The sequence below is a fragment of the Edaphobacter flagellatus genome, from assembly GCF_025264665.1.
Classification (GTDB): Bacteria; Acidobacteriota; Terriglobia; order Terriglobales; family Acidobacteriaceae; genus Edaphobacter; species Edaphobacter flagellatus.
In genome coordinates, this window is sequence record NZ_CP073697.1 from 918,531 (window position 1) to 942,373 (window position 23,843).

The window sequence follows — 23,843 nt, forward strand, 5'->3', positions numbered from 1 at the left end:
ATGGAACTATCAGGCGGTCTTCATCTCAATCAGCGTGCCGGCCTTGGCGGCAGCCTCGGCTAGAACGCGATGATGAATGGTGAAGAGAGCAAGCTCAAGGCGGTCGGAGACGCCTGTCTTGTCATAGATGCCGCGCAGGTAGTTTTTGATGACCTGCTCCTTGGTGCCAAGCTGAGCGGCGATCTCCTTGTTCTTGCAGCCCTGCACAATGAGAGCTACGATCTGCATCTCTTTCGGAGTAAGCCGGTCGCGTACGCGCGCCCCCACGGCATCGCCGGAGTGGATCGCAGTCACATTGGTGCGTTGCTGATAGCGTTGTCCCCGGGAGACGCGACGGATGCAATCCACCAGGTCCGTGGCAGGCACACTGCGGCTGACGATGCCCTCCGCCAGAAGTGCAGAAGCGTCGGCAACCTGTTCGGAATTCTCGACAATCAGAACGAGGCGATGTCCTCCGGTCCGAATGCGTTCAGCGAGCTGCTGCAAATCCGGACGAAGAGTCGACGCCACCAGAACGGCCGCCCCACGATTAGCATCCAGAGCGGTCCATAGGCGGTTGAGATCCTCGCATTGCGCAACAATGCGCATGTCTTCTTCAAGAACCAGAATACGGGCAGCGCCAGCTCGGAAGATCGCCTGATTATCGGCGAGAATAATGCGGTTCATGTGTCCCCTGTCTCCTACGGCGGGATCATGAATGCCCCGCAAGACTCTCATCGGCGATTTTTCGCTCTTTTAGGGCTTGTGTCTTCAATTAGGACAAAAGCGCTATCTCCTGCTCCTAAAGAAGATGACTAAATCATGGTCTATGGTTGTTTGCGGACCGCGGTGAGTTTTGCACCGTTTCCTCACAGTACACAATCTAATCCTAAGCCGGGTGTGCGCTGAAGGCCGTCGGCGAAGTATAACTTAGGTATGCCGAAGCCCATTTTGCTAGCCATCGACGATGACACCAGCGTTCTGGAGGCCGTGGTCCAGGATCTGCGCCATCACTATGGCCAGGATTACCGTATCGTCCGCGCGGCCTCAGGTGGCGCTGCGCTGGATATCTGCCGGCAGTTGAAGGAGCGGGGTGACACCATCGCGCTCTTCCTCTCGGACCAGCGCATGCCCGGAATGACGGGCGTCGACTTCCTGCAGCAGGCCCTGACCATCTATCCGGACGCAAAGCGCGTCCTGCTGACGGCCTATGCCGATACCGAAGCGGCAATCCGGGCGATCAATTCGGCCAAAATTCACTACTATCTCAACAAACCCTGGGATCCACCCGAGGAGAAGCTGTATCCGGTTCTGGACGACCTTCTTGAGGCCTGGAAGCAGGGATACAAGCCGCCGTTCGAGGGTATCCGCGTCGTCGGCCTGCGGTGGTCCCCGCAGGATCATGCCGTACGCGACTTCCTGTCTCGCAATCGCATCCCCTACCAGTGGCTGAATCCCGAACAATCGCCTGAGGCGCAGACTCTCCTGAAGGAAAAAGGCGTCGATGACGCGAAGCTCCCCGTAGTCCTTTTTGGTGACGGCACAGCGCTGATTCAACCCAGTTCAACCCAGCTTGCCGCCAAGCTGGGGATGCCGACGCAGGCGCAGCAAAAGTTCTACGACATCGTTGTGGTGGGTGCCGGACCTGCCGGTCTGGCCGCTGGCGTTTATGGCGCATCAGAAGGCCTGCGGACACTCATCGTGGAGCCGAATGCTCCCGGCGGTCAGGCTGGTTCCAGCTCCAGGATTGAGAACTACCTGGGTTTCCCTTCTGGCCTCAGCGGCGAAGAGCTGGCTAAACGAGCCTATCTGCAGGCCACCCGGCTGGGAGCCGAGTTCCTGTTGCAGAGGGTCAACTGCATCCGCTCCGAGAACAACTACCAGATCGTCACCATGAGCGATGGGCAGGAAATCACCTGCCACACCTGTCTCGTTGCCACCGGCGTAGCGTATTGCATGCTGGATGTTCCCGGCGCGGAGCAATACAACGGCGCAGGGGTCTACTATGGAGCGGCTCTAAGCGAGGCCATGGGCTGCGCCAACGAGACGGTCTACATCGTAGGCGGCGCCAACTCGGCCGGCCAGGCGGCGATGCACTTCGCTCGTTATGCGGATAAGGTACACATGCTGGTCCGCGGCGAATCGCTGACGAAGAGCATGTCGAAGTATCTGATCGACCAGATCGAGGGAACCCCAAACATCGTGGTGGAGACCTTTACAGAAGTCGAAGGGATGACCGGCAATGGACACTTGGAGTGCCTGAAACTGAAGACGCCACGCGGCGAAGAGCACCGCTCCACGAGTTCCCTATTCATTTTTATCGGCGCTGCCCCGAAGACTGACTGGTTGCCGAAAGAAATCGCTCTGGACAGCAAGGGTTTCATTCTTGCCGGCCCCGATCTGAAGACAAAAGCTCCCGGAAGCTGGAAGCTCGACCGAGACCCATATCTGCTGGAGACCAGCGTGCCAGGTATCTTCGTCGCTGGCGATGTGCGGTATAACTCCGTAAAACGATGCGCCTCGGCGGTTGGCGAGGGCTCTATTGCAATCCAATTTGTTCACCAGTATCTCGCAACACTTTGAAAGGCATATCTTCTAAAGACCGATGAGCGAACACTCCCAGGCCGTCCAGAATGCAACAATCAGCGAGACTCTCTTCGCGCAGTTGAGAGCCACTCCCATCTTCTCTTCCCTGAAGGACGAGGAACTTCGCTGTCTGCATGGCCTTGAGGAGATCTATCTCGAAAAGGGCGACGTCCTCGTGAAGCAGGGAGAGATAGCCCACTACTTCTGGGTGCTTCTTGAAGGCGAACTCACCGTCTCGCAGACGACGCCTGAAGGCAAAGAGATGGTCATGATCTCCATCCCCAGCGGAAATGCCTTTGGTGAGCTTCCTTTACTGGCCAATATTCCCAATGCCGTCAATTTAACGGCAGAGGACCACTGCCATCTGGTCCAGTTCAGCGAGGACTCCTTCTGGAGCCTGATGACGACGTGCCCCGATGTGCGGCAGGCCATTCTGGCCAACATGGCGAAGCGCTTCCAGAAGATGCAAAGCACGACCCTCCAGCAGGAGAAGATGGCGTCGCTGGGCACTCTGGCCGCCGGACTGATGCACGAGCTGAACAACCCTGGAGCGGCGGCGCGCAGAGCAGCCTCGCAACTGCGATCGAACCTGATGCGAATGCATGAGCTTTCGGCAAAGTTCAGTAAAGCAGAGTTGAACCGAGAGCAGAAGGAATGCCTGCACGAGTTACAGGAACACACTCTTTCCGCCAAACAGCCAATCGTCATGAACTCGCTCGAACAAAGCGATGCGGAAGAAAAGCTGGCTGAGTGGATGGAAGAATCCAACATCGAAAATGCCTGGAAGATGGCGCCAACGCTGGTTTCTGTTGGCATGAAGGCTGAGGATCTTCAGTGCGCACGGCAGGAGTTTCCAGGCACGATTCTCTCCGATGCCTTGAACTGGATCGAGGCGATGGCCTCCAGTATGCAATTGGTAGGCGCTATCGAAGAGAGCATTGGACGCGTGACAGATCTGGTCATGGCGGTCAAGTCGTACGCTTATGAGGGCAAGGGCCTGAAACAGTCGGTCGACGTAAACAACAGCATTCATGCGACGCTGCTGATTCTGGGGCATAAGATGCGCGAGAAAGAGATCGTCGTGGAAAAGGATTTCTCGCCGCTGCCTCCACTGCAGAGCGAGTGCACCGGGCTAAACCAGATCTGGACGAATCTGTTGGACAATTCAATTGATGCCGTCGGCCAGCGTGGCAAGATCTCCGTAAAAACCTGGGCAGAGCCCTCACCCTCCAATCCCGAACGCACAGACATCTGCATTCGTTTAACCGATAACGGGAGTGGCATCCCGCTTGAGAGCCAGCCGCACATCTTCGACACGTTCTTCACAACCAAACCGCTTGGAGTGGGTACGGGACTCGGTTTAGGCATTGTGCACCGCATCGTCGAACAGTACGGCGGAACGATTCACTTCACTTCAGAGCCTGGAGACACGGAGTTTGTCGTTCGACTCCCCAGCGCGCCAAAATAGCGGTTCTCTCCGCAACTTTTTTGTTCAAAACCTTTTCTCTCACCTCGCGTTTCCACCATCAACCGCGTCTCCAAACATGGAACAGCGGATAGATGAGCGAGGTTCTCCCAATGAAACGCTTCAGCGTCCTGTCGTCTCTTCCACTGGCAGCTATGCTGTTTGTGAGTGGCTGTTCCCAGCAGCGCGCGTACTACGTTCCACCTCCACCACCTCCTCCTCAAAGCGTCCCTTCACTGGTTGAGCAGGCCGAGCATAACGGCTTCCGTTCAGGAGTCGATGACGGAGCGAGAGATGCTTACAACGGTTGGGGCTATCATCCGAAACGCGACCGCAGTTTCCACGACACACCGGGCTACGATCCACGCCTGGGACCGTTCGGGCCCTATCAAAGCTATTTCAGGAACGCCTATCTCCGCGGATACGACAAAGGCTTTTATCGCCAGCAATGAACCTGCGTGAAGGCATCGACCGCGGTATCCTGCATAGCAGGAGACATGATCGATGCCTTCGCCTTTTCATATTGCCTTCCCTGTCGATGATCTCGACGCCGCGCGTGCATTCTACGGGCAGACGCTAGGGTGCCCCGAAGGACGCAGTTCATCGCAGTGGATAGATTTTGACCTGTTCGGCCACCAGATCGTCGCGCATCTGAAGCCATCAGCAGATGCTGAGAAGCTGCATCATAACCCTGTCGATGGCCATGACGTTCCCGTGCCACACTTTGGTGTCGTCCTCTCGATGCAGGAATGGGAGGCGCTGGCGGAGCGTCTTCGAAAGGCGGATATCCAGTTTGTGATTGAGCCCTACATTCGCTTCAAGGGCGAGACAGGCGAGCAGGCAACAATGTTTTTTCTTGATCCTGCTGGAAACGCACTGGAATTCAAGGCGTTTGCTGACGTCAACCAACTCTTTGCGAAGTAAGCCTATTCAATGGGCTCAGGGATAGAGAAGGACCGCGATGTTGTACGCGGTAAATGAACCGCTGGTTGTGTCCTGACAGGCTCCGACAACGGCCTTGCTGAACTTACCGCTACTGATGCGCTTCGTCAGCTGACTCGGAAGCTGGTCAAGACGATCGGCCGTATACCGCATGATGAACCACGGGTGATGGTCATGGCCGGCATAGCCCGACTCCAGGCTGCAGGTGCGGCGTGCATCCTCAAGCGTGCTGGTATGGTCACTGGCCCCGACCTCAAGACCTGCACTGCTCAGCAGAGAAGATACGCTGTTCTCTTGCGCGTCATAGCTCATTGGCTCCACAGTAGAGGCAAAATCCTCCACAGCATAGAACTGGTGGCCGCGTACAACGACGGCAATACCAATGACATTGACCTCAGGATCAAGAAGATTTTCCCGGTGCCCCCGCGACTGCATCCACATGGTGTGAACCAGCGTGGAATTCGGAGCTTCAGCGACATTCTCGGTAATCAGAGAGAAGCGAACGCCTGCCTGAATTCCCCGCTCAGGCAACGCAGGTTCTCCTGGAAACTGGTGAGAGATGTCTGCATGATCGGCCATCTGCACAGCATGAAAGTAAGCAGCCTGCGCAAGAGTCGGATCGCTGTGCAGCACAGGAAGACCACGCGCAACACGCTCGCTATTGGCCGCGTTAAGCAGGTACTGCTCAGCCACGTTGGGAGGCGCCATCGCAGTCGGCGTCGCCGCAACACCGGGCAACGGAACAAAGACGGATGCGCCCAGCAGAAGCGCAACCCGCAGAAAGAAATCATTTCTGCGATTCGACGTTGTTGTCGCGGTGCCTGTGTTCTGTCCCATCACATCGATCCCAAGTCGTTTATCGACTGCATCTTCTGCGATGTTAGGCATGCGAAATGCGGTGGTTAATACCACCTTCGTGTTACGCCGCTTATCAGAAAGGGCTAAGGGAAGGAATCAGGAGGGGAAACTATGACTTAGAAAAAGAATAGGATCTCGAAGCTATCTGGAATCAGCCGTTTGCAGCAGGCTTCCTCGAACCTGCTCCCACGTACGTCGGATTCCCTCTTCCAGCGAGGTCGTATGGTGCCAGCCAAGCGAATGCAAACGATCCACATTCATCAACTTGCGCGGAGTTCCATCCGGTTTGGTCGCATCGAAGACAAGCTCGCCTTTATAGCCGAGCACACGTGCAACCGTCTCCGCCAGCTCACGGATCGTAACGTCTTCACCTGTACCAATATTGATCAGGGGAGGCTCCGCCTCATTGAGCAGCTTGCCGTATGTAGCGTCCTCAAGAGCCATAAGAAAAACACATGCCTGGGCCAGATCGTCCGAGTAGAGCAATTCACGCTTAGGCGTGCCAGTCCCCCAGACGGTCACCGTCGGAGCATTGTTGGCTATCGCTTCAGCCGTCTTGCGAATCAGCGCCGGAAGAACGTGCGAGTTGGCAAGATCATAGTTATCACCCGGTCCATAAAGATTCGTCGGCATCGCTGCGAGATACCTTGTGCCGTATTGACGGTTGTAGCTCCAGCACATTTCAATTCCAGCGATTTTGGCCAGCGCATACGGGCGATTGGTTGGCTCCAGCGGTCCGGTCAGCAGCGATGACTCCGGCATCGGTTGGGGAGCCATCTTCGGATAGATACAGGAAGAGCCGAGAAACAACAGGCGGTCCACGCCATTCTTGTAACTGGCATCGATAATGTTGGTCTGAAGAATAAGGTTGTCGTGAATAAAGTCAGCCGGGTAGTTGTTATTCGCCAGGATACCGCCGACCTTCGCTGCCGCCAGAAAAACATACTCTGGCTTCTCCTGTGCAAAGAAATTATTCACCGCTTCCGTATCCACCAGATCCAGCTCTGCGCGCGTCCGCGTCAGGATATTCGTGTAGCCCAGGCGCTCCAGCTCACGATGAATCGCGGAGCCCACAAGCCCACGATGACCGGCGATGTAGATGCGGGAGTCTTTCTTCATGTTTATGTCTCGCGAACGTTGTAAGCGTCAAATCCATGCTGCCGAACCAGCGCATCACGCTGCGCCGCTTTGAGGTCAGCCGAGATCATCTCTTCGACAAGCTGGTCGAAGCTGGTACGCGGCGTCCAGCCCAACTCACGCTGCGCCTTGGACGGATCGCCCAGCAACGTCTCCACCTCTGTCGGGCGGAAGTACCGCGGATCGACGGCAACAACCACCTTGCCGTTTTGATCGATGGCTTTTTCCTCAACGCCGCTTCCCTGCCACGTCAGCTCAAGGCCAAGCTTCGCAGCACAACGTTGCACAAACTCGCGCACGCTGTACTGACGGCCCGTTGCGATAACGTAGTCCTGCGGCTTCTCCTGCTGCAGCATCAGCCACTGCATCTCAACGTAGTCGCGTGCATGTCCCCAATCACGCTTGGCATCAAGATTTCCGAGAAAAAGTGTCTCCTGCAAACCGACAGCAATACGCGAAAGTCCACGAGTGATCTTACGCGTAACAAAAGTCTCTCCCCGCAGAGGCGACTCATGATTGAACAGGATTCCGTTGCACGCGTAGATGCCGTAGGCCTCGCGATAATTTACGCAAATCCAGAAGGCGTACATCTTGGCCACGGCATACGGCGATCGCGGGTAAAACGGAGTCGTCTCGCGCTGAGGAATCTCCTGCACCAGACCATACAGTTCTGACGTCGATGCCTGATAAAACTTCGTCTTCTTTTCAAGCCCGAGAATGCGGATCGCTTCCAGCAGGCGGAGAGGCCCAATTGCATCGGCGTCAGCTGTATATTCGGGCTGCTCGAACGAAACCTGCACATGAGACTGCGCGCCCAGATTGTAGATCTCATCCGGCTGCACTTTTTGCACGATGTGGATCAGCGAAGAAGAGTCCGTCAGATCCCCGTAGTGCAGAAAAAATTGCGGATGCGGCGAGTGAGGATCTTCATAGATATGGTCGATGCGATTGGTATTGAATAACGAGCTACGGCGCTTAATACCGTGAACCTCGTAACCTTTGCCAAGAAGAAATTCGGCCAGATATGCTCCATCCTGACCAGTGATTCCTGTGATGAGGGCTTTCTTCAAACGCAACTCTCCTTCTGAACCGAGGTGGGCCAAAATCAGTTTATCTGAAGCCTATCCTTTCCTACGCAACACCCGACAGTAATCAGACAAGCTCACCTAAATCACGCTGAAAGCGCTCAAGAACCTGTTCCCTGCCAAGATGCTCCACAGCATAACGACGCGCGTTCTCTCCAAGAGAGCGGCGAAGCGGTTCGTCGCTGACCAGCTTGCGCACCGCAGCATGCAGAACGGAGTCATCATCTGCCGGCACAATAATTCCACAGGCATCTTCGTCGCTCGTTCCTCCGATGATATGGCCCACCTGTGTATCCGGTTCCGCGGTAGCGATCACAGGCCGCCCGCTTGAAAGCATACCCGTCAGCTTCGACGGCATCACCAGATCGGCCGCTCCTGCGCGCTGCGGCAGCAGATGAACATCGGCCGCATTGAGCAAATCATTCAGTCGCAGATAGGGCTGCAGCGGCAGCAGAGTCACGTTCGGCAGATGCGCCACCAGAGATTCAAGCTGAGCGCGATACGCTCCATCACCACAGAAGACAAAATGGACGCGCGGGTCTTCGTCCGGACCGCCGGGGCCAAAATCCTCTGCGAGCGGAGCAAGAATCTCAAGCCCCTGCTTTGCGCCCATGTTTCCCGAATACAACAGAATGAACTTACCCTCAAGGCCCAGCTCCTTACGAAAGCTATTCGGGACGCCGATCGGCTGAGGAGTGATCTCATCTACATTGACCCAGTTTGGAAAGAGGATGGTGCGCGAAGAATCGACGCCCTTCGCATGAGCACGCTCCACCATCTTGGTCGAAATACTGGAGACCCGGCTGAACGCTTTGATAATCGGCTCTTCCAGAGCGAGCGCCAGATCGTGGATGGGTCCCTGCGCAGGCAGCAAGCCAAGATCAAAAGCCGCATCTACTTCGAAGTCCTGCACATGAAGCCAGGATGCCGCACCTGTCGTCGCCGCGACAAGCAAAGCTACCGGAGCGCAGAAAAACGTCGGCTCAACCGTAAAGACAACGTCCGGCTTCCAGAAGACCTGCCAGAGCAGCACAGGCAGGCTGCTCAGCATAAAGGACGCCAAATGCGCCATCCGCTTGAGACCTGTTGGCTTGGCAGGGACATACAACGGGCAGCGATACACCGTCGCCTTGCCCTTCGCTCGCTGAATGCGATAGGCGTTGCGATAATCTTCCCTAACCTTCCACGCCGGATAATAGGGCGGCGCTGTCACGACACGAACATCGTGACCATGCGAGGCCAGCCACGAGCACATCTCGCCCGTATACTTCCCGATACCCGTCAGTTCGGGCTGATAATTGAGACCGTAGATAAGTATGCGCACTAGCGTAAGCCCGCGCTGAAAAAGACTTCAGTGTTCAACAGAACTCCCGAGGGGATAAATGGAGTCGGAATAAAGGTACTTTTCGTTCGTTTGCGCAACTCGTACGGTTGCATTTTAAGGTGCTTACACTTCATGCTGAAACTATCTATATGAGACATAGTATCAAGCAGAGGTTGCTTGGCCGCATACAAAGCCAACCCCTGGCGGCAGTAGGCATCTTCTTTCTGCTGGTATTTCTTTTTTGCGCTCTGCTTGCTCCCTGGCTGGCCCCTGCTGACCCGGCGGCGCTTGATCTGCACGGACGCCTCGCAGGCCCAACCGCAACACACTGGTTCGGCACCGATGAGCTTGGCCGGGACATCCTTTCGAGAACGATCTATGGCGCAAGAATCTCGTTGATCGTAGCCGTAAGTGTTGTAGGACTCTCACTAGCCATCGGCCTGCTCGCCGGTTGCGCCGCTGGATTCTATGGCGGATGGCTCGATACCGTCATCAATGTCTACCTGATGAACGCCTTCATGGCCCTGCCTGGAATCCTGCTGGCAATCGCGTTTGTCGCGTTTATGGGGCCGGGGCTAAAGAATGTCGTCATCGCCCTGGCCATCACCGGATGGGTCGGTTATGCGCGACTCGTAAGAGGACAGGTCATCGCCGTCAAGGAACGGGAGTTCGTCGAAGCCGCCCGAGCTTTAGGTGCTTCGGACCTCCGCATTATAAGCAGGCATATATTGCCGAATATCGTACAGCCTCTGATCGTTCAAGCGGCTATCGGCATGGCAACCGCCGTGATGGCAGAGGCAACTCTCAGCTTCCTGGGACTCGGCGTTCCTCCCCCCGCCGCCAGTTGGGGATCGATGCTGAACGACGCGCGCTCTCATCTCTTCGACTCACCGCACATGGTCTGCTTCCCTGCCATGGCGGTTATGCTCTGCGTGCTTTCATTCAACTTTATAGGCGATGCACTACGCGACTTCATGGACCCTCGCACAAGGCTGCGCAGCGGCCTGTAACAGGTGAGATATCGATGCTGGTAGGTGTGATCTCCGATACGCATGGTCTGCTTCGCCCCGAAGCGCACGTTGCCCTCGCCGAAGCCGAGCACATTCTGCACGCCGGAGATGTTGGCAATCCAGACATCCTGACAGCGCTCGCGAAGATTGCTCCCGTCACAGCAATTCGCGGCAACGTGGACACGCACGGCCCTTGCGCCGCACTCCCCGCGACAGAAGCAATCGAACTTGAAGAGCACCTTATCTACATGCTGCACTCCATCCACGACCTCGACATTCACCCGAAGGCCGCAGGCATCTCCGTCGTAATCAGTGGCCACTCCCATAAGCCACTCATCGAACACAAAGATGGAGTGATGTACTTGAATCCCGGAAGCGCAGGGCCACGAAGATTCAGGCTTCCAGTATCAATTGCACTGATGACAATTACGAAAACAGAAATAGCCGCACGAATCATTGAGCTGGCCGTATAGCTATTTCGAGTCGAAGCGAACAGAGTCGAGGATGGATTGCAGGCGTTTGAGCACTCCACTCAACTGAGCTGGCGTAATATCTCGAACGCCGCTGACCTCGCCCCCACAAAAACTGTTGATCACCAGATCGAAGCGATAACATGCATTCACTCTCATCGCCGTGAATATCTCATCTCTCGATTCCGTACATATCGTCCCATGCTCGTCATAGCCATGCGTAAACGACGCGCCGCCTACCTGTGCAGTCGCAACAGTTCTGGGAGCCTGCGCCAGGGCCTGATTTCTGCACTGCGCTTCCGTCGAACCCGGCGTAACGCTGAAGTAGAAGAGGGCACCAGAAAATGTGGAAGCGGGATATGGATTGAAGGCAATCGTCGCCAGAGCGCGCATCTTGGTTGCTGAGGGAGCCGTGCGAACATCCAGGCCGAATGTGCTCATCTCCGCATCGTGGCGTGTCAGTGTCCAGCCCGCAGGCACCTTGAAGCTCACGCCATAACGGCTGTCATAAAAAGCTGAAGCTGCAGGAGTAGCAGGATCTGCGACCGCCTCAGATGAGGCCGTACGTGTCTGCGCCGCAACATCGGTTACAGCCAGCGCTACCAGCAAAGCAAGCACTGAAATCCACGGAAGATTCGCCCTGAACGATGTCTTCATGTCGCCTGCAAACAAGCATATCAACAGCGCAACCTCACATCCTAGCTGTCGCGTATGCGCGGATTCGCAATCGTATAAGCAATATCCGTAAGCAGATTGACCGCAACATAAGTCAGCCCCACAGCAAGAATGCATCCCTGCACAAGCGCATAATCCCGATTCGAAATCGCCGACAGCGTAAGACGCCCAATGCCCGGCCAGCTAAAGATCGTCTCCGTAACAATCGCTCCTGCCAGCAACGAGCCGAACTGAAGACCAATCACCGTCAGGATCGGGATAAGAGCATTACGCAAGGCATGGCGATAAACAATCTGATTCTCACCAAGCCCCTTCGCGCGTGCCGTGCGAATGTAGTCCTGCCCAAGTTCTTCGAGCATCGCCGTCCTCACCATGCGTGTCAGCACCGCCGCCAGCGAAAGCCCAAGGGTCAGCGCAGGCAAAATCAGATGCAACAAAAAATCCACCACGCCCCCTGAACCCGCAGTCGAGACCGGCAGCCACCCAAGCGTGATCGAGAAGACAATAATGAGAATCGGACCGAGAGCAAAGTTAGGAAACGACAGTCCCACCAGCGAAATCACGCCCACCGTGCGATCCTGCCAGCGGTTCCGATGGCGTGCTGAATAAATTCCCGCCGGAATCGAAGCAGCAACGCCAATCACCAGCGCAGCCAGTGTCAGCGCCAGCGTATACGGATAGCGCTGCAACACAAGGTGCAGCACCGAGTCATGCAGGCGAAGCGACTGCCCCAGATCCGCATGAAGAATGCCGCGCCAATAGTGGACATACTGGTCCATCAACGGCGCATCCAGTCCGTAAGCATGACGCAGCGCACTCACATCCGAAGCCGTAGCGCCCTCGCCCAGCATCTGCACAATCGGATCGCCCGGCACAAGATGAATCAGCAGAAAGACGACCGAGACGACGACCCACAGCACCGGCAACGTCAGCAAGACGCGTCGCAATGGACGCCAGATCGCAGCGAAAGTCATTGCGTCGCTTCCCTGCTCTCTTCCTCGTACGGAGCATAGTCAATCGGCGAGGCCACAGGCTCTACGTTGATGCGGTTGATGCGATGCCCTGCCATCTCTGCAATCGTAAAGCGGCGCCCATCGTACTCGACGCTCTCGCCATTGGAAGGAATATGACCCAGCTGCGTCAGTAGAAAACCTGCAAGTGTCTCAACCGCTGCCTCGCGCGGAAACTGCCAGTGCAACTGCGTCCGCAGATCCCGGAGACTGGTCGAGCCATCGAGCGACATCACACCGGTAGCACTCGGAAGCGCCGAGCGCGTCACATCGAACTCGTCGTCCACTTCGCCAACCACCTGCTCCAGTATGTCTTCCGCCGTCACGATCCCAGCCGTTGATCCGAACTCATCGACCACAATCGCAATCTGACGGCGATGCAGCTGGAACTCCTGCAACAAATCAATAGCCAGCTTCGTCTCAGGCACCACCGTCGGAGGCCGCATAATGGCTCGCAATGTCAACCCCGACTGCCCTCTGCCCCCAAGCGCCAGGGCAACCGAACGCAGATGCATAAAGCGCGAAACATCCTTCGAATAAACAATGCCCACAATATTGTCGATGCCAGAGCCCTTGGCCGCTGGATCGTAAACCGGGATACGCGAGTGTTGTTCTTCGACGATCTTGGCACTGGCCTGTTCAATCAGCATGTCCGCCGGCAGAGAAAATATCTTGCCGCGCGGCGTCATAATCTCACGCACCACAACGTGGTTCAGCTCAATGGCGCGATGGATAATCTCCTCCTGAAACACAGGAAGCAGCCCCATGCGACGCGTCGCCGTGGCAATCAGCTTCAGCTCCTCCGGAGAATGCACTGCCCCTTCGCCATGCAATGGCGCACGAAACAGTTTGAGCACAATGGTCGCCGAGCCATTCATCAACCTGACGACCGGCCGCGTAATACGAATGAAGACGTCCATCGGCCCCGAGACCGCCAGCGCAATCCGCTCTGCTCGCTGTAACGCAAGCGACTTCGGCACCAGCTCACCCAGCAGCACCTCGAAGTAGGTAATCAAGGCAAAGGCAAGAACCACAGCGATCGTGTGCGCATAGACTTCCGCATGGGCAGGCAGACGATGCATCGCTCCTGCCGCAAAGCGAAGAATCATCTCCGCAACCGCGGGCTCGCCAATCCAACCCAGCGCCAGGGAAGCCAGCGTGACGCCAAGCTGCACTGCAGGTAGAAACTCATCGATAGAATGCTTCAGCTTGAGCGCCGTCTGCGCTCCCGGACGCCCCAGCGTGATCAACTGCTGAATACGTGTCTCACGCACGCTGACCAGAGCAAACTCAGCCGCGACAAAGAAGCTGCTGGCCAGGATAAAGAAGGCCACCAGAATGACGCGGAAGAGTATCCATTCAAGCATTTACAGTCAGTGTAACGGCTATGGGCCACACGGTTTACTCCTTATCCGCGATAGCCCAATCCTTAAAAGAAATTGGCCCGGCATCTAGCCGGGCCAGCTTTCCTTGGCAACATTTGCTCTTACGCAAGAACCTTGGTGATCGACTTATCGATCGTGTCCTTGGGGACATACCCAACAATCTGCTCAGCAACCTTGCCGCCCTTGAAGAGCAACAGCGCCGGAATTCCACGGATGCCATAACGCATCGGGGTCTGGGTGTTGGCGTCCACATCCATCTTCATGACCTTCAGTTGGCCCTGATAATGGCTGGCAACTTCATCGACGACAGGAGCGAGCGCACGACACGGTCCACACCAGGCTGCCCAGAAATCCACCAGTACAGGCTGCTCTGATTGAAGAACATCTTTCTCAAAGTTCGCATCGTTCACTTCGGTTACAAACTGTCCTGCCATTTACTTCCTCCCTAGATTTGCTCTCTCGATTGCCACCCGTCTTGAGCCGAGCAATCTACACCATAATAGATGCATAAGGGGCGCTAACGCTTCAGAACAGGCTACAGGTGTTGAAAAAGTAGCCGCAACTCAAACGACACCTGTCACTTCCGAGCTAGTCGCTTAAAGAGGAAACGCCCGGACCTCTTAGTAGAAGAGGTCAACGGGCGGCGTAGCAGCCCTCCCCAGAACTGCCCACAAGCGAAACAGTAAGAGCTTTCTGTTCAAACGTAAAGTAATCTTAGGTAACCACTGGGGCTATTACCGTATTTCAGCTCCAAGGGAAGACTCAACTCCTTTGGAAACAGTAGTTTGAACAATTTCCAGATCGGGATCGCACGCTGCTTCTCGGATCACCGGAAGCAACGCTGGAACGGAGGTATTGCCCTCTGCAATCAGAAGCACCGACGGCCCAGCCCCACTCAGCGCGACTCCAAGCACGCCTCCACTGCCAGCCAGAGGAAGCAGCCTCGGTAGCAACGGACAAACCTCCATGCGATAAGGCTGATGCACCCTGTCCTGCATCGCTGCGGCCAGCAGATCGCCGCGGCCAAGCGCAAACGCCGACACCAGCAGTGCCGTCGCCTGAATATTGGCGACGACATCGGCGCGAGAATACCGCTCCGGCAACAGCGCCCTGGCCTTGCTGGTAGAAAGGCTTGCCGAAGGCAGTGCCAGCAGAAGGCTCCAGTTGATATTTTCGTTGTATGTCGCTGTCTTAACGGCCCCTTTGTAGACCGACGAAACCGTCATGCCCCCAAGAAAACACGCCGCAACATTGTCCGGATGCCCCTCGCGGCGGCAAGCCTCTTCCAGAACCTGAGCCGGCGGCCAGCCCAGCTGCCCGAAGTGATTCGCCAGCATCACCCCCGCAACCAGCGCAGCTGCACTCGACCCGCATCCCATGCCCAAAGGAATCTCGTTATGCAGGCGCAGATGGAGGCGTGGCGAAAGCTTCCCTGCATTCGCCAGCACATCGACATAGGTCGTCAGGATGAGATTGTTCTCCACCTGTGAGCACAGATCGGCATTCCGGCCCGTCGCATCGATATGGAAGTCGCCCGTCTTCGAGACCTCAGCATCAATGGTCAGGTACATCGCCATCGCCAGTCCCAGCGAATCGAACCCCGGCCCAAGGTTCGCCGAAGTCGCAGGCAACCGAAGATGAATCGGGCCAGCAAAAGCCGTCACCGCAGAGCTCATGCGTGAACCAGCTTCATCTGCGACTCCAGCTCACGGAAGACCGTATCCGTGTCGGCCTCAAGCACAACAGGAGGCTTCCGCAGGGCCGCATGCAGCACTTGGTCGGCAGCCGAAATCTCTGCCGTCTCCTCCGCCGTAAACAGCTCGCCGCGATGGTAGTCGATCGTGTAGTTCGAATCCTTGAGCGTATGACCTGTCAGGATAAGCACCACGCGTTCCTCCCGGCCGATCTTGCCCTGCGCCACCAGCTTCTTCAACCCGGCCAGCGTTACCGCCGATGCAGGCTCGCAGCCGATTCCCTCAGCGCCGATCTCCGCCTTCGCCAGCGCAATCTCCTGCTCCGAAACCTGTTCACACCAGCCGCCCGTCGTCTGCAGAGCACGCAGCGCCTTGCGCCACGATGCTGGATTCCCGATGCGGATCGCAGTAGCGCGCGTATTCGCCTTCACCGGAATCAGCTCTGCGCCACCGTTCTCCGTGATCGTCCGATACAGCGGATTGGCGCCTTCGGCCTGAATAATGCTGATCTTCGGAACGCGCGGGATCAGGCCCAGGTGATGCATCTCCGCAAAGCCCTTGGCCAACGCCGAGCCATTCGCGAGGTTTCCGCCAGGAACAATCACGTGCTCCGGCACCTGCCACTCCAGCTGCTCCACCATCTCAAATGCAGGCGTCTTCTGCCCTTCCAGGCGATACGGATTGACTGAGTTCAGCAGCATGATCGGGAAGCGCGTGACCAGGTCAGTCAGCACGCGCACGCAGCCGTCGAAGTCCGTCTTTAGCTGGATCGTCAACGCGCCATAGTCCATCGACTGCGACAGCTTGCCCCAGGCAATCTTGCCCTCTGGGATAAAAACGATCGAGCGCATCCCTGCCCGGGCCGCATACGCAGCCATCGCTGCCGAGGTATTGCCGGTCGAAGCGCAGGCAACCCATTCAAATCCACGCTCCTTGGCCACCGAGAGCGCCGACGTCATGCCCGTATCCTTGAACGAACCCGTCGGATTCATCCCCTGGTGCTTCGCCAGCACCCAATCCAGGCCAACCGCCTTCGCCGACTTCGGAAGCTCATAGAGCGGTGTATTGCCCTCACGCAACGTCACCACGCTCGTATCCTCAACAATGGGCAGCAGATCGCGGAAACGCCACACACCGGACTGATCCACCGGCAGCGTCGAGCTGCGTCTCTCCTGCCACAGCCAGCGAAGCGCGCTCGCATTCGGCAGCTTCGGGCCGGAGGCTGACGCAACGTCGCCAGGAACCGAAGACCAGGGATAAATCACGTCATACAAACCGTTGCACGTAGGGCATCGGAATATGCTGTTTACAGCGTTGCCGGCAATCCTGGCGCCGCACTCTGTGCATCGGAGCTGATGTGTCGCAACTTTCATGGGTTCTTTTAGGTTATCGCACATTGCAGAACCGGCCAAAAGCGGGCTCGCTGGCGCAATGGTTTCTATTAGTCGTCTGCTGCATGGTTGCGAGTAATACGACTCCACACGCCTACGCGCAGCAACAAAAAGAGATCCGCGTAGCCGCAGCAGCCGACCTGCAACCCGTCCTTCCCGTACTCGCAGCCGACTACGAGAAACTGACCGGCGTAAGACTCGTCATCACCTTCGGCTCCTCCGGCAATCTGACAACTCAAATACTCAACGGCGCACCGATGGACCTCTTCCTCGGAGCAGACTTCGTCTTCCCCGAAAAGATCGTCGCCGCCAGCCTTGCCGATACAACCGCCCCCACACAATACGCTCGCGGCACGCTCGTCCTCTGGGCGCGCAAGGACTCACCGCTCCAGCCCATCACCCTCGACTCCCTCGTCGACAAGCGAGCCACCTCCATCGCCATCGCCAACGACCAGCATGCGCCCTACGGACAGGCCGCCGTCATGGCCCTCAAGCGCATGCACATGTACGACACCGTCAAGCCGCACCTCGTTGTCGCCGAAAACATCTCGCAGGCTGCTCAGTTCGTCGAATCGGGCAACGCGCAGTTGGGGCTCATCTCGCTCACCGCCGCCAGCACACAGCACTTCAAAGACACCGGAACCTTCGTCCGCGTACCCACCTCCTCTTACGCCCCCATCATCCAGTGCGCCGTAGTGATGGCGAAGTCCACTCAAAAAACAGCCGCACACGCTTTCCTCGACTGGCTGCTGAAGCCCGAGGTGCAGGCTCGTCTGCCCGAGATGGGCCTCGCTCCAGTAAAGTAGTGCGCAATGTGTAGACTTTCGCTGTATGGATAGTGAAGCTCTCTGGCTGACGCTGCGTCTGGCGGTAAGCACAACCACCATTCTGCTGGTCATCGCGCTGCCGATTGCGTGGTGGATCGCCTCAGGCCATAGCGCCGCTCGCGCGCTCGTGCAGGCCGTCGTCGCTTTGCCTCTGGTCCTTCCTCCAACCGTCCTCGGCTACTATCTCCTGATCGCGCTGGGTCCGCTCACCGCACCCGGACGGCTCTTGATCCGCCTCTTCGGACACCCGTTCGCCTTCAGCTTCTCCGGACTCCTCGTCGGCTCCATCCTCTACAGCCTGCCCTTTGCCGTCCAGCCGCTCGTAGCTGGCTTCCGAGCCGTCGACCGCAGTTACCTCGAAACCGCCGCAGGCCTCGGAGCCTCCCCGCGGAAAATCTTCTCCTCCATCGTCCTGCCGCTATCACGGGCCGCCATCCTGACCAGCACCGTGCTCGCATTCACTCACACCGTCGGCGAATTCGGCGTCGTACTGATGCTCGGCGGCAACATCCCTGGAGCAACCCGCACACTCTCCATCTCGCTTTACGACCAGGTGCAGGACTTCAACTACGCCGCAGCCAATCGCACCGCTCTGCTTCTGCTCGTCTTCTCGCTCGCAGCTCTGCTGACGATCTACCTGCTTCCCGCCTTGCGCAAAACCGACGGAAGGCAGGCCGACATTGTCCGATAGCCTGCTCAACATTCAAATCAGGCACCGCATCGGCGCCATTGCGCTCGACATTGGGTTCTCCCTCACGAAGCCCTGGACCGTACTCTTCGGCCCATCCGGCAGCGGCAAGACAACCGTGCTGCGCTCCATCGCCGGATTTGTACAGCCCGATGAAGGCCGCATCCTCTACAGAGGCACTCCCCTCTTCGACGCATCCCAAAAACACTCCATCCCCGCACACCTGCGGCCCGTGCGAAGTGCCGGACAAACCGCAAAGCTGTTCCCGCACATGACCGTTCTCAAAAACATCCTCTACGGCAGCGACCGCAACGCAAAGTCCACCGACGAGCTCGACATCGCCAATAAAATCCTCGCCTCATTTCAGGTAGACGGCCACTCCAGCAGAATGCCCAGCGACCTCAGCGGAGGCGAAGCACAGCGCGTCTCCGCCGCACGCACGCTGGTCTCTGCCATTACCTCTGCCGATCCAGCCAAGCCATTACTGCTACTCGACGAGCCCTTCTCCGGACTCGATATCGCAACGCGCGACACCATCACCGTCAGGCTGAAGCATTGGGCCTCGCAATACGAGATCCCTGTTCTCTCCGTCACCCACGATCTCGGCGAAGCCTTTCAACTGGGCGAAGAAATCATCAAAATCGGCAATGGCCGAATCGTCCAACAAGGTCCGCCCTCCGAAGTCCTTGCCGAAGAACGCGCACGCCTGCTGAACCAGCTTCGTTAGATACCCAGTTGAACCGGCTCCTGCTCCAGCACAATCCCAAACTCGGCCTTCACCTGCGCCTGAATCGTATCCCGCAGCGCAAAGATATCCGCCGCCTTCGCATCCCCACGATTGATCAGCGCAAGCGTATGCCGCGACGAAATCCCCGCATGGCCCATCGTGAATCCCTTCACAAAACCTGCCTTCTCCAGCAACCACGCAGCAGGCAGCTTTACCCTGCCTGCATCCGCTGGCCAGTGAGGAACCGAGTCGACATCCATCTTCAGCGCCGAGGCAATACGTTTAAGTACCTCTTGCTCCACAACCGGATTCTTGAAGAACGATCCAGCGCTGCGAGAGTCCGCCTCGCCTTCGACAATCAGCATTCCCTTGCCATGACGAATCGCACGCACCGCGTGATAGACCTCCAGCGGAGCAGCCTGCCTGTCGCCGAAATATTTCGTCAGGTCCGCATACGTCAGCCGCGGCTTCATTGTCATATCGAAACGAAAAGTCACCGCGGTGACGATGTATCTTCCTCGCTCCGTCGAATTGAAGATGCTGCGCCGATACGCAAACCCGCAGTCCTCGCGCGACAGATCCGCAAACGCCTTACGCTTCAGATCAAGCGCGCGTACCGAGACAATCGTCTCCGCCACCTCCTGCCCATACGCGCCGACGTTCTGCACCGGCGTTCCGCCTACAGAACCCGGTATGCCCGCAAGGCACTCAATACCGCTGATCTCTTCCTCGCAAACGGAGAGCACAAAATCGTTCCACACCACGCCAGCCGCAACCGTGTGAATCGCAAAATCGCCATCGATCGTAATCTTCGTCGGGTCATGGATGGCGATGTGCAGCACAAGACCATCGAAACCAGCATCGCCAACCAGCAGGTTGCTGCCTCCGCCCAGCGTAAAGAGAGCCAGTTCCTGCTCACGGGCAAAGTCCACCGCCTCCAGCAGTTCCTCTTCTGTGTGAACCTCGGCAAAATAGCGCGCCGCGCCCCCGATCCCGAACGTCGTATAAGGAGCGAGCGGAACATTCTGCCGGATATCGACCTGGGAATGGGGCACGGGTCTCAAGATATCAAAGTGCCTGTGGACAAAGCAGATCATCGCCACCTGCGCCTCTCGCCCCGCCTCGCGTTTGGCGAGCCGGCAACATACCTTTACAATCGAAAAAGCCGAATACCGGCTGAGACGGAGCATTGCACCTGCAATTCTGTCCGTCTCCAAGGGAGAAACAAATGTATCCAGAGATTATGGTCATCCCCATGCGCGAAGAGCTCACCCGCGCTGGCATCGGCGAGGCTCGCAGCGCGGCAGACGTAGATACAGCTCTGGCGCAGCCCGGAACCACAATGGTTGTCGTGAACTCCATCTGCGGATGCGCCGCCGGCAAGATGCGTCCCGGCGTTCGTATGGCGATGCAGCACGCGGCCAAGCCCGATCACTCCATCACTGTCTTCGCCGGCCAGGACCGCGAAGCCACCGAGCGCGCACGCAGCTACTTCGGCGGACATCCGCCCACGTCTCCGGCCATCGCCATCCTGCGCGACGGCCAGCTCGTCTACCTGATGCAGCGCTCGGCGATCGAGACCTCGACCGCTCCGGCCATCGCTCAGGAACTTGCACGCGCCTTCGACACCTACTGCACCAAGACCACCGCGTAAGCACCGCACCACCACGCTTCTGAACCGGACATGGCGCAACCATGTCCGGTTTTCTGTTAAACCCCTCTCATCTGTTCGCTCCGTCTGCCGATAAAGCCGGTAATGTCGGCCTCCGCCTCATCTCTCGGCAACCCATCGAGTGCTGCAGCTGCATTGGATCAGCATCCGGCACTGCCCAGCTATTCCGCCGAAGAATCTCCCTGCTTCGACCTGATCGGCGAAAGTGCAGCAACCGAACGCCTTCGCCTGCAGATCGAGCGCATTGGGCCACACTTCCGCACCGTCCTCATCCACGGCGAAATCGGAACCGGCAAAGAGCTGGTCGCGCGCAAACTCCACCATCGCAGCACGAATGCAGCATCTCCTTTCATCCTCTGCCATAGCACCGCCTCCTGGCAGGCAATACAAACCCAACGTCCGTGCACCATCTTTATCGACGGCGTCGACGAAATTCCCCTGCAAACCCAGGCGCATCTCCTCCATCTGATCGGCGACCGCGCATACCTGCGCTCGCACCGCAGAATCATTGCCTCCGCCAGGCAGAGCCTCAAACGCCTCATCGCCGCTGGCCGCTTTCGCTCCGACCTCTACCATCGCCTCGCCACCATCGAGATCGTCATCGAACCGCTGCGCCGGCGTCCCGACGACATCCCGCCGCTTGCCCTCTATCTGCTCCGCCGCTTCGCCTCGCTCTACGGCAAAGACATTGCTTCCATCACCGCCCACGCCATCGCACGCCTCCAGCAGCACAACTGGCCCGGCAACGTGCGCGAAATGGAAAACCTTCTGCGCAACGCCGTGCTCTCGTGCGATGGAGACACGCTCGAAGCGCATCACCTGCACCCGCTCCTCCCACTCGCATCGCCCTCTTCCATCTCCTCTAACGACGAACCCGCCGCAGCTCCGGCAAAGCTGCAGGACGTCGTCGAGCAGCACGTCCTCAGCGTCCTCAAGACCTGCTCCGGCAACAAGGTTCGCGCCGCCGAGATGCTCGGCATTAGCCGCTCCACCCTTTACCGCATGCTCGACAGCACCGCGCCCGAGCGAATCCCGCTTTTGAGATAACCCGGCCGCTCCACGTACACTGGCACGACGTAGTTCTCTCCGCCTGAGGTGTCCGTGAAGAAGCTCTTTTCCTCCCTGTCGTTCGTCGCCGCCAGCTGCCTCGCGGTCTCCCTTCTCCCCGCCCAGCAGCCAGCCCAGCAGCCCGCTTCCGCCTCCGTCGAGGCCCGCAGCAAGACGCTCTCCGCCCTCTTGAACGAAATCTGGGAAGACCGCCTCAAGCACTCGCCCGAGTACGCCTCCTTCCTCGGCGACAAGCGCTACAACGACCAGCTCTCCGACTACTCCATCGCCGAGGTCAACGCCTCCCTCGCCCGCGGCCGCGCCTACCTCCAGCGCATCGGCGAGATCGACGTCACCGGCCTCTCCCATCAGGAAGTCCTCTCCCGCGACCTGATGCTGCACGAGCTGACCGACGACCAGGAGGCCGCTGCCTTCAAAGAATGGGAGATGCCCGTCAACCAGTTCAGCGGCTTCCACACCGAGCTACCTCGTCTCGTCGACAGCCTCTCCTTCGAAACCATCAAGGACTACGACGACTACATCGCCCGCCTCAAGAAGATCCCCGCCGTCTTCTCGCAGAACATGACCAACATGATGCTCGGCATGGACGAGCACCGCATCCCACCGGCTTACCTGCTCGAGAAAGTCCTCACCCAGACCGAAACACTCGCCAATCAGAAGCCCGCCGACAGCCCCTTCGCCCGCCCGCTGAAGAAGTTCCCCGCCTCCATCAGCGCCGCCGACCAGAAGCGCATCTCCGACGAGATGCTCGACGCCATCTCCACCAGCGTCCTTCCCTCCTACCAGCGCTTCGCCCGCTTCCTCAAAGCGCAGTACATCCCTGCCGGACGCAAGGACCCCGGCGCCTGGGCGCTCCCCGACGGCGACGCCTACTACGCCTTCCGCGTACGTCAGAGCACCACCGAAAACAAGTCGCCCGCCGAGATCCATCAGATCGGCCTCGACGAGGTGAAGCGCGACGAAGCCGAGATGCTCGCCATCGTCAAGAAGCTCGGCTTCAGCGACATCAAGAGCTTCAGCGCCTCCCTCAAGACCAATCCCAAAGAACACCCCGCCTCAAAAGAAGCTCTGCTCGACGCCTACCGGGGCTACATCGCACAGATGCAGCCCAAACTCCCCAGCCTCTTCGGCACCCTGCCCAAGGCGAAGTTTGAGGTCGTCCCCGTGCCTGCATACATTGAAAAAGATCAGGCAGCCGCCTACTACAACCCCGGCAGCCTCGACGGCAAGCGCCCAGGACGCATCTACATCAACACCTACAACGCCACCGACCGCCTGCTCACCTCCGTCGAAGCCGTCGCCTACCACGAAGGCATCCCCGGCCATCATCTTCAGATCTCCATCTCGCAGGAGCTCACCGGCCTGCCCGAGTTCCGCAAGCAGTCCTACTACACCGCCTACACCGAAGGCTGGGGACTCTACAGCGAACGGCTCGGCAAACAGATCGGCTTCTACCAGGACCCCTACAGCGACTATGGCCGTCTCGAGGCCGACATCTGGCGCGCCATCCGCCTCGTCGTCGATACCGGCGTTCACTCGCAACACTGGACGCGCCAGCAGATGGTCGACTTCTTTCACGACCACTCCTCCATCGACGAGACCAACATCCAGGCCGAAGTCGATCGCTACATCGCATGGCCCGGACAGGCGCTCGGCTACAAGATGGGTCAGTTGAAACTCCTCGAGCTGCGCCAGAAAGCCGAGACCACGCTCGGTCCGAAGTTCGACATCCGCGCCTTCCACGATGTTGTGCTCGACTCCGGCGCGCTCCCCATGGACGTGCTCGAACGCCAGGTCGATGCGTGGATCGCAACCCAGTCCGCGAAGAAGTAGCCTGCGCAACTCTGATA

Annotated in this window: 24 protein-coding genes; 12 read left to right on the forward strand and 12 right to left on the reverse strand. The window is 58.0% G+C overall.

Annotated elements, in window-relative coordinates; translation table 11 throughout:
* Window positions 1–9: 9 nt before the first annotated feature.
* Window positions 10–666: a response regulator transcription factor gene (locus KFE13_RS03805; RefSeq protein ID WP_260705850.1), complete on the reverse strand. Its 657-nt coding sequence runs from the start codon at window positions 664–666 to the stop codon at window positions 10–12.
* 249 nt (window positions 667–915) lie between these two features.
* Here KFE13_RS03805 and KFE13_RS03810 point away from each other — a divergent pair, with 249 nt between their 5' ends.
* The 4 genes from KFE13_RS03810 to KFE13_RS03825 all read left to right on the forward strand — a co-directional run bounded on the left by KFE13_RS03810 (window position 916) and on the right by KFE13_RS03825 (window position 4,954).
* Complete coding sequence (locus KFE13_RS03810) at window positions 916–2,562, forward strand: response regulator (RefSeq protein ID WP_260705851.1); 1,647 nt, start codon at window positions 916–918, stop codon at window positions 2,560–2,562.
* 22 nt (window positions 2,563–2,584) lie between these two features.
* The gene (locus KFE13_RS03815) at window positions 2,585–4,033 is read left to right on the forward strand and encodes an ATP-binding protein (RefSeq protein WP_260705852.1); all 1,449 of its coding nucleotides are present in this window, start codon (window positions 2,585–2,587) and stop codon (window positions 4,031–4,033) included.
* A 92-nt stretch (window positions 4,034–4,125) separates the two neighbouring features.
* Window positions 4,126–4,482: a hypothetical protein gene (locus KFE13_RS03820; protein WP_260705853.1), complete on the forward strand. Its 357-nt coding sequence runs from the start codon at window positions 4,126–4,128 to the stop codon at window positions 4,480–4,482.
* 52 nt (window positions 4,483–4,534) lie between these two features.
* Complete coding sequence (locus tag KFE13_RS03825; protein WP_260705854.1) at window positions 4,535–4,954, forward strand: VOC family protein; 420 nt, start codon at window positions 4,535–4,537, stop codon at window positions 4,952–4,954.
* 15 nt (window positions 4,955–4,969) lie between these two features.
* Here KFE13_RS03825 and KFE13_RS03830 read toward each other — a convergent pair whose 3' ends face one another.
* The 4 genes from KFE13_RS03830 to KFE13_RS03845 all read right to left on the reverse strand — a co-directional run bounded on the left by KFE13_RS03830 (window position 4,970) and on the right by KFE13_RS03845 (window position 9,376).
* Window positions 4,970–5,860 carry a CAP domain-containing protein gene (locus KFE13_RS03830; protein ID WP_260705855.1) on the reverse strand — a complete coding sequence of 297 codons (891 nt, stop codon included), beginning with the start codon at window positions 5,858–5,860 and terminating at the stop codon, window positions 4,970–4,972.
* Window positions 5,861–5,971: 111 nt separating this feature from the next.
* Window positions 5,972–6,949 (reverse strand): GDP-L-fucose synthase family protein, encoded by a 978-nt coding sequence (locus KFE13_RS03835; protein WP_260705856.1) that lies wholly within the window; start codon window positions 6,947–6,949, stop codon window positions 5,972–5,974.
* Between the two features lie 2 nt (window positions 6,950–6,951).
* Window positions 6,952–8,037, reverse strand: a complete 1,086-nt coding sequence (gmd, locus tag KFE13_RS03840; protein WP_260705857.1) for a GDP-mannose 4,6-dehydratase — start codon at window positions 8,035–8,037, stop codon at window positions 6,952–6,954.
* Between the two features lie 82 nt (window positions 8,038–8,119).
* A complete protein-coding gene (locus KFE13_RS03845) occupies window positions 8,120–9,376 on the reverse strand; it encodes a glycosyltransferase WbuB (protein WP_260705858.1) in 1,257 nt (418 codons plus the stop codon).
* A 149-nt stretch (window positions 9,377–9,525) separates the two neighbouring features.
* Here KFE13_RS03845 and KFE13_RS03850 point away from each other — a divergent pair, with 149 nt between their 5' ends.
* Together KFE13_RS03850 and KFE13_RS03855 are read left to right on the forward strand one after the other, a co-directional pair.
* Window positions 9,526–10,386, forward strand: a complete 861-nt coding sequence (locus KFE13_RS03850; RefSeq protein ID WP_260705859.1) for an ABC transporter permease — start codon at window positions 9,526–9,528, stop codon at window positions 10,384–10,386.
* A 14-nt stretch (window positions 10,387–10,400) separates the two neighbouring features.
* Window positions 10,401–10,859: a metallophosphoesterase family protein gene (locus KFE13_RS03855; RefSeq protein ID WP_260705860.1), complete on the forward strand. Its 459-nt coding sequence runs from the start codon at window positions 10,401–10,403 to the stop codon at window positions 10,857–10,859.
* Here the strand turns inward: KFE13_RS03855 and KFE13_RS03860 are convergent, their stop codons facing one another.
* The 6 genes from KFE13_RS03860 to thrC all read right to left on the reverse strand — a co-directional run bounded on the left by KFE13_RS03860 (window position 10,860) and on the right by thrC (window position 16,993).
* Window positions 10,860–11,513, reverse strand: coding sequence for a hypothetical protein (locus KFE13_RS03860; RefSeq protein WP_260705861.1), 654 nt, complete (start codon window positions 11,511–11,513; stop codon window positions 10,860–10,862). It lies immediately after the preceding gene.
* 41 nt (window positions 11,514–11,554) lie between these two features.
* Entirely contained in the window at window positions 11,555–12,505 is a 951-nt protein-coding gene (locus KFE13_RS03865) for an ABC transporter permease (RefSeq protein ID WP_260705862.1), read from the reverse strand.
* Window positions 12,502–13,908, reverse strand: coding sequence for a hemolysin family protein (locus KFE13_RS03870; RefSeq protein ID WP_260705863.1), 1,407 nt, complete (start codon window positions 13,906–13,908; stop codon window positions 12,502–12,504). Before KFE13_RS03870 ends, KFE13_RS03865 begins: the two co-directional genes overlap by 4 nt.
* Before the next feature lie 119 nt (window positions 13,909–14,027).
* Window positions 14,028–14,360 (reverse strand): thioredoxin, encoded by a 333-nt coding sequence (trxA, locus tag KFE13_RS03875; RefSeq protein WP_260705864.1) that lies wholly within the window; start codon window positions 14,358–14,360, stop codon window positions 14,028–14,030.
* 300 nt (window positions 14,361–14,660) lie between these two features.
* Window positions 14,661–15,602 carry a homoserine kinase gene (gene thrB, locus KFE13_RS03880; RefSeq protein ID WP_260705865.1) on the reverse strand — a complete coding sequence of 314 codons (942 nt, stop codon included), beginning with the start codon at window positions 15,600–15,602 and terminating at the stop codon, window positions 14,661–14,663.
* Window positions 15,599–16,993, reverse strand: a complete 1,395-nt coding sequence (gene thrC / locus KFE13_RS03885) for a threonine synthase (RefSeq protein ID WP_449240093.1) — start codon at window positions 16,991–16,993, stop codon at window positions 15,599–15,601. Before thrC ends, thrB begins: the two co-directional genes overlap by 4 nt.
* Between thrC and modA the strand changes: the two genes are divergently transcribed.
* Genes modA through KFE13_RS03900 form a run of 3 tightly spaced genes read left to right on the forward strand, consistent with a single transcriptional unit; the run spans window position 16,978 to window position 19,253 of the window.
* Complete coding sequence (gene modA, locus KFE13_RS03890) at window positions 16,978–17,817, forward strand: molybdate ABC transporter substrate-binding protein (RefSeq protein ID WP_260705866.1); 840 nt, start codon at window positions 16,978–16,980, stop codon at window positions 17,815–17,817. The two genes, thrC and modA, sit on opposite strands and share 16 nt — an antisense overlap.
* 25 nt (window positions 17,818–17,842) lie before the next feature.
* Window positions 17,843–18,529: a molybdate ABC transporter permease subunit gene (modB, locus tag KFE13_RS03895; RefSeq protein ID WP_260705867.1), complete on the forward strand. Its 687-nt coding sequence runs from the start codon at window positions 17,843–17,845 to the stop codon at window positions 18,527–18,529.
* Window positions 18,519–19,253, forward strand: a complete 735-nt coding sequence (locus KFE13_RS03900; protein WP_260705868.1) for an ATP-binding cassette domain-containing protein — start codon at window positions 18,519–18,521, stop codon at window positions 19,251–19,253. The genes modB and KFE13_RS03900 overlap by 11 nt, the downstream gene beginning before the upstream one ends.
* Here the strand turns inward: KFE13_RS03900 and KFE13_RS03905 are convergent.
* On the reverse strand, window positions 19,250–20,308 hold the full coding sequence (locus KFE13_RS03905; RefSeq protein ID WP_260705869.1) for a UDP-N-acetylmuramate dehydrogenase: 1,059 nt from the start codon (window positions 20,306–20,308) through the stop codon (window positions 19,250–19,252). The two genes, KFE13_RS03900 and KFE13_RS03905, sit on opposite strands and share 4 nt — an antisense overlap.
* Window positions 20,309–20,481: 173 nt before the next feature.
* Here KFE13_RS03905 and KFE13_RS03910 point away from each other — a divergent pair, with 173 nt between their 5' ends.
* The 3 genes from KFE13_RS03910 to KFE13_RS03920 all read left to right on the forward strand — a co-directional run bounded on the left by KFE13_RS03910 (window position 20,482) and on the right by KFE13_RS03920 (window position 23,826).
* A complete protein-coding gene (locus tag KFE13_RS03910; protein WP_260705870.1) occupies window positions 20,482–20,907 on the forward strand; it encodes a BrxA/BrxB family bacilliredoxin in 426 nt (141 codons plus the stop codon).
* Between the two features lie 102 nt (window positions 20,908–21,009).
* Entirely contained in the window at window positions 21,010–21,972 is a 963-nt protein-coding gene (locus tag KFE13_RS03915) for a sigma 54-interacting transcriptional regulator (RefSeq protein WP_260705871.1), read from the forward strand.
* 54 nt (window positions 21,973–22,026) lie between these two features.
* Window positions 22,027–23,826, forward strand: coding sequence for a DUF885 domain-containing protein (locus KFE13_RS03920; protein WP_260705872.1), 1,800 nt, complete (start codon window positions 22,027–22,029; stop codon window positions 23,824–23,826).
* Window positions 23,827–23,843: the final 17 nt, after the last annotated feature.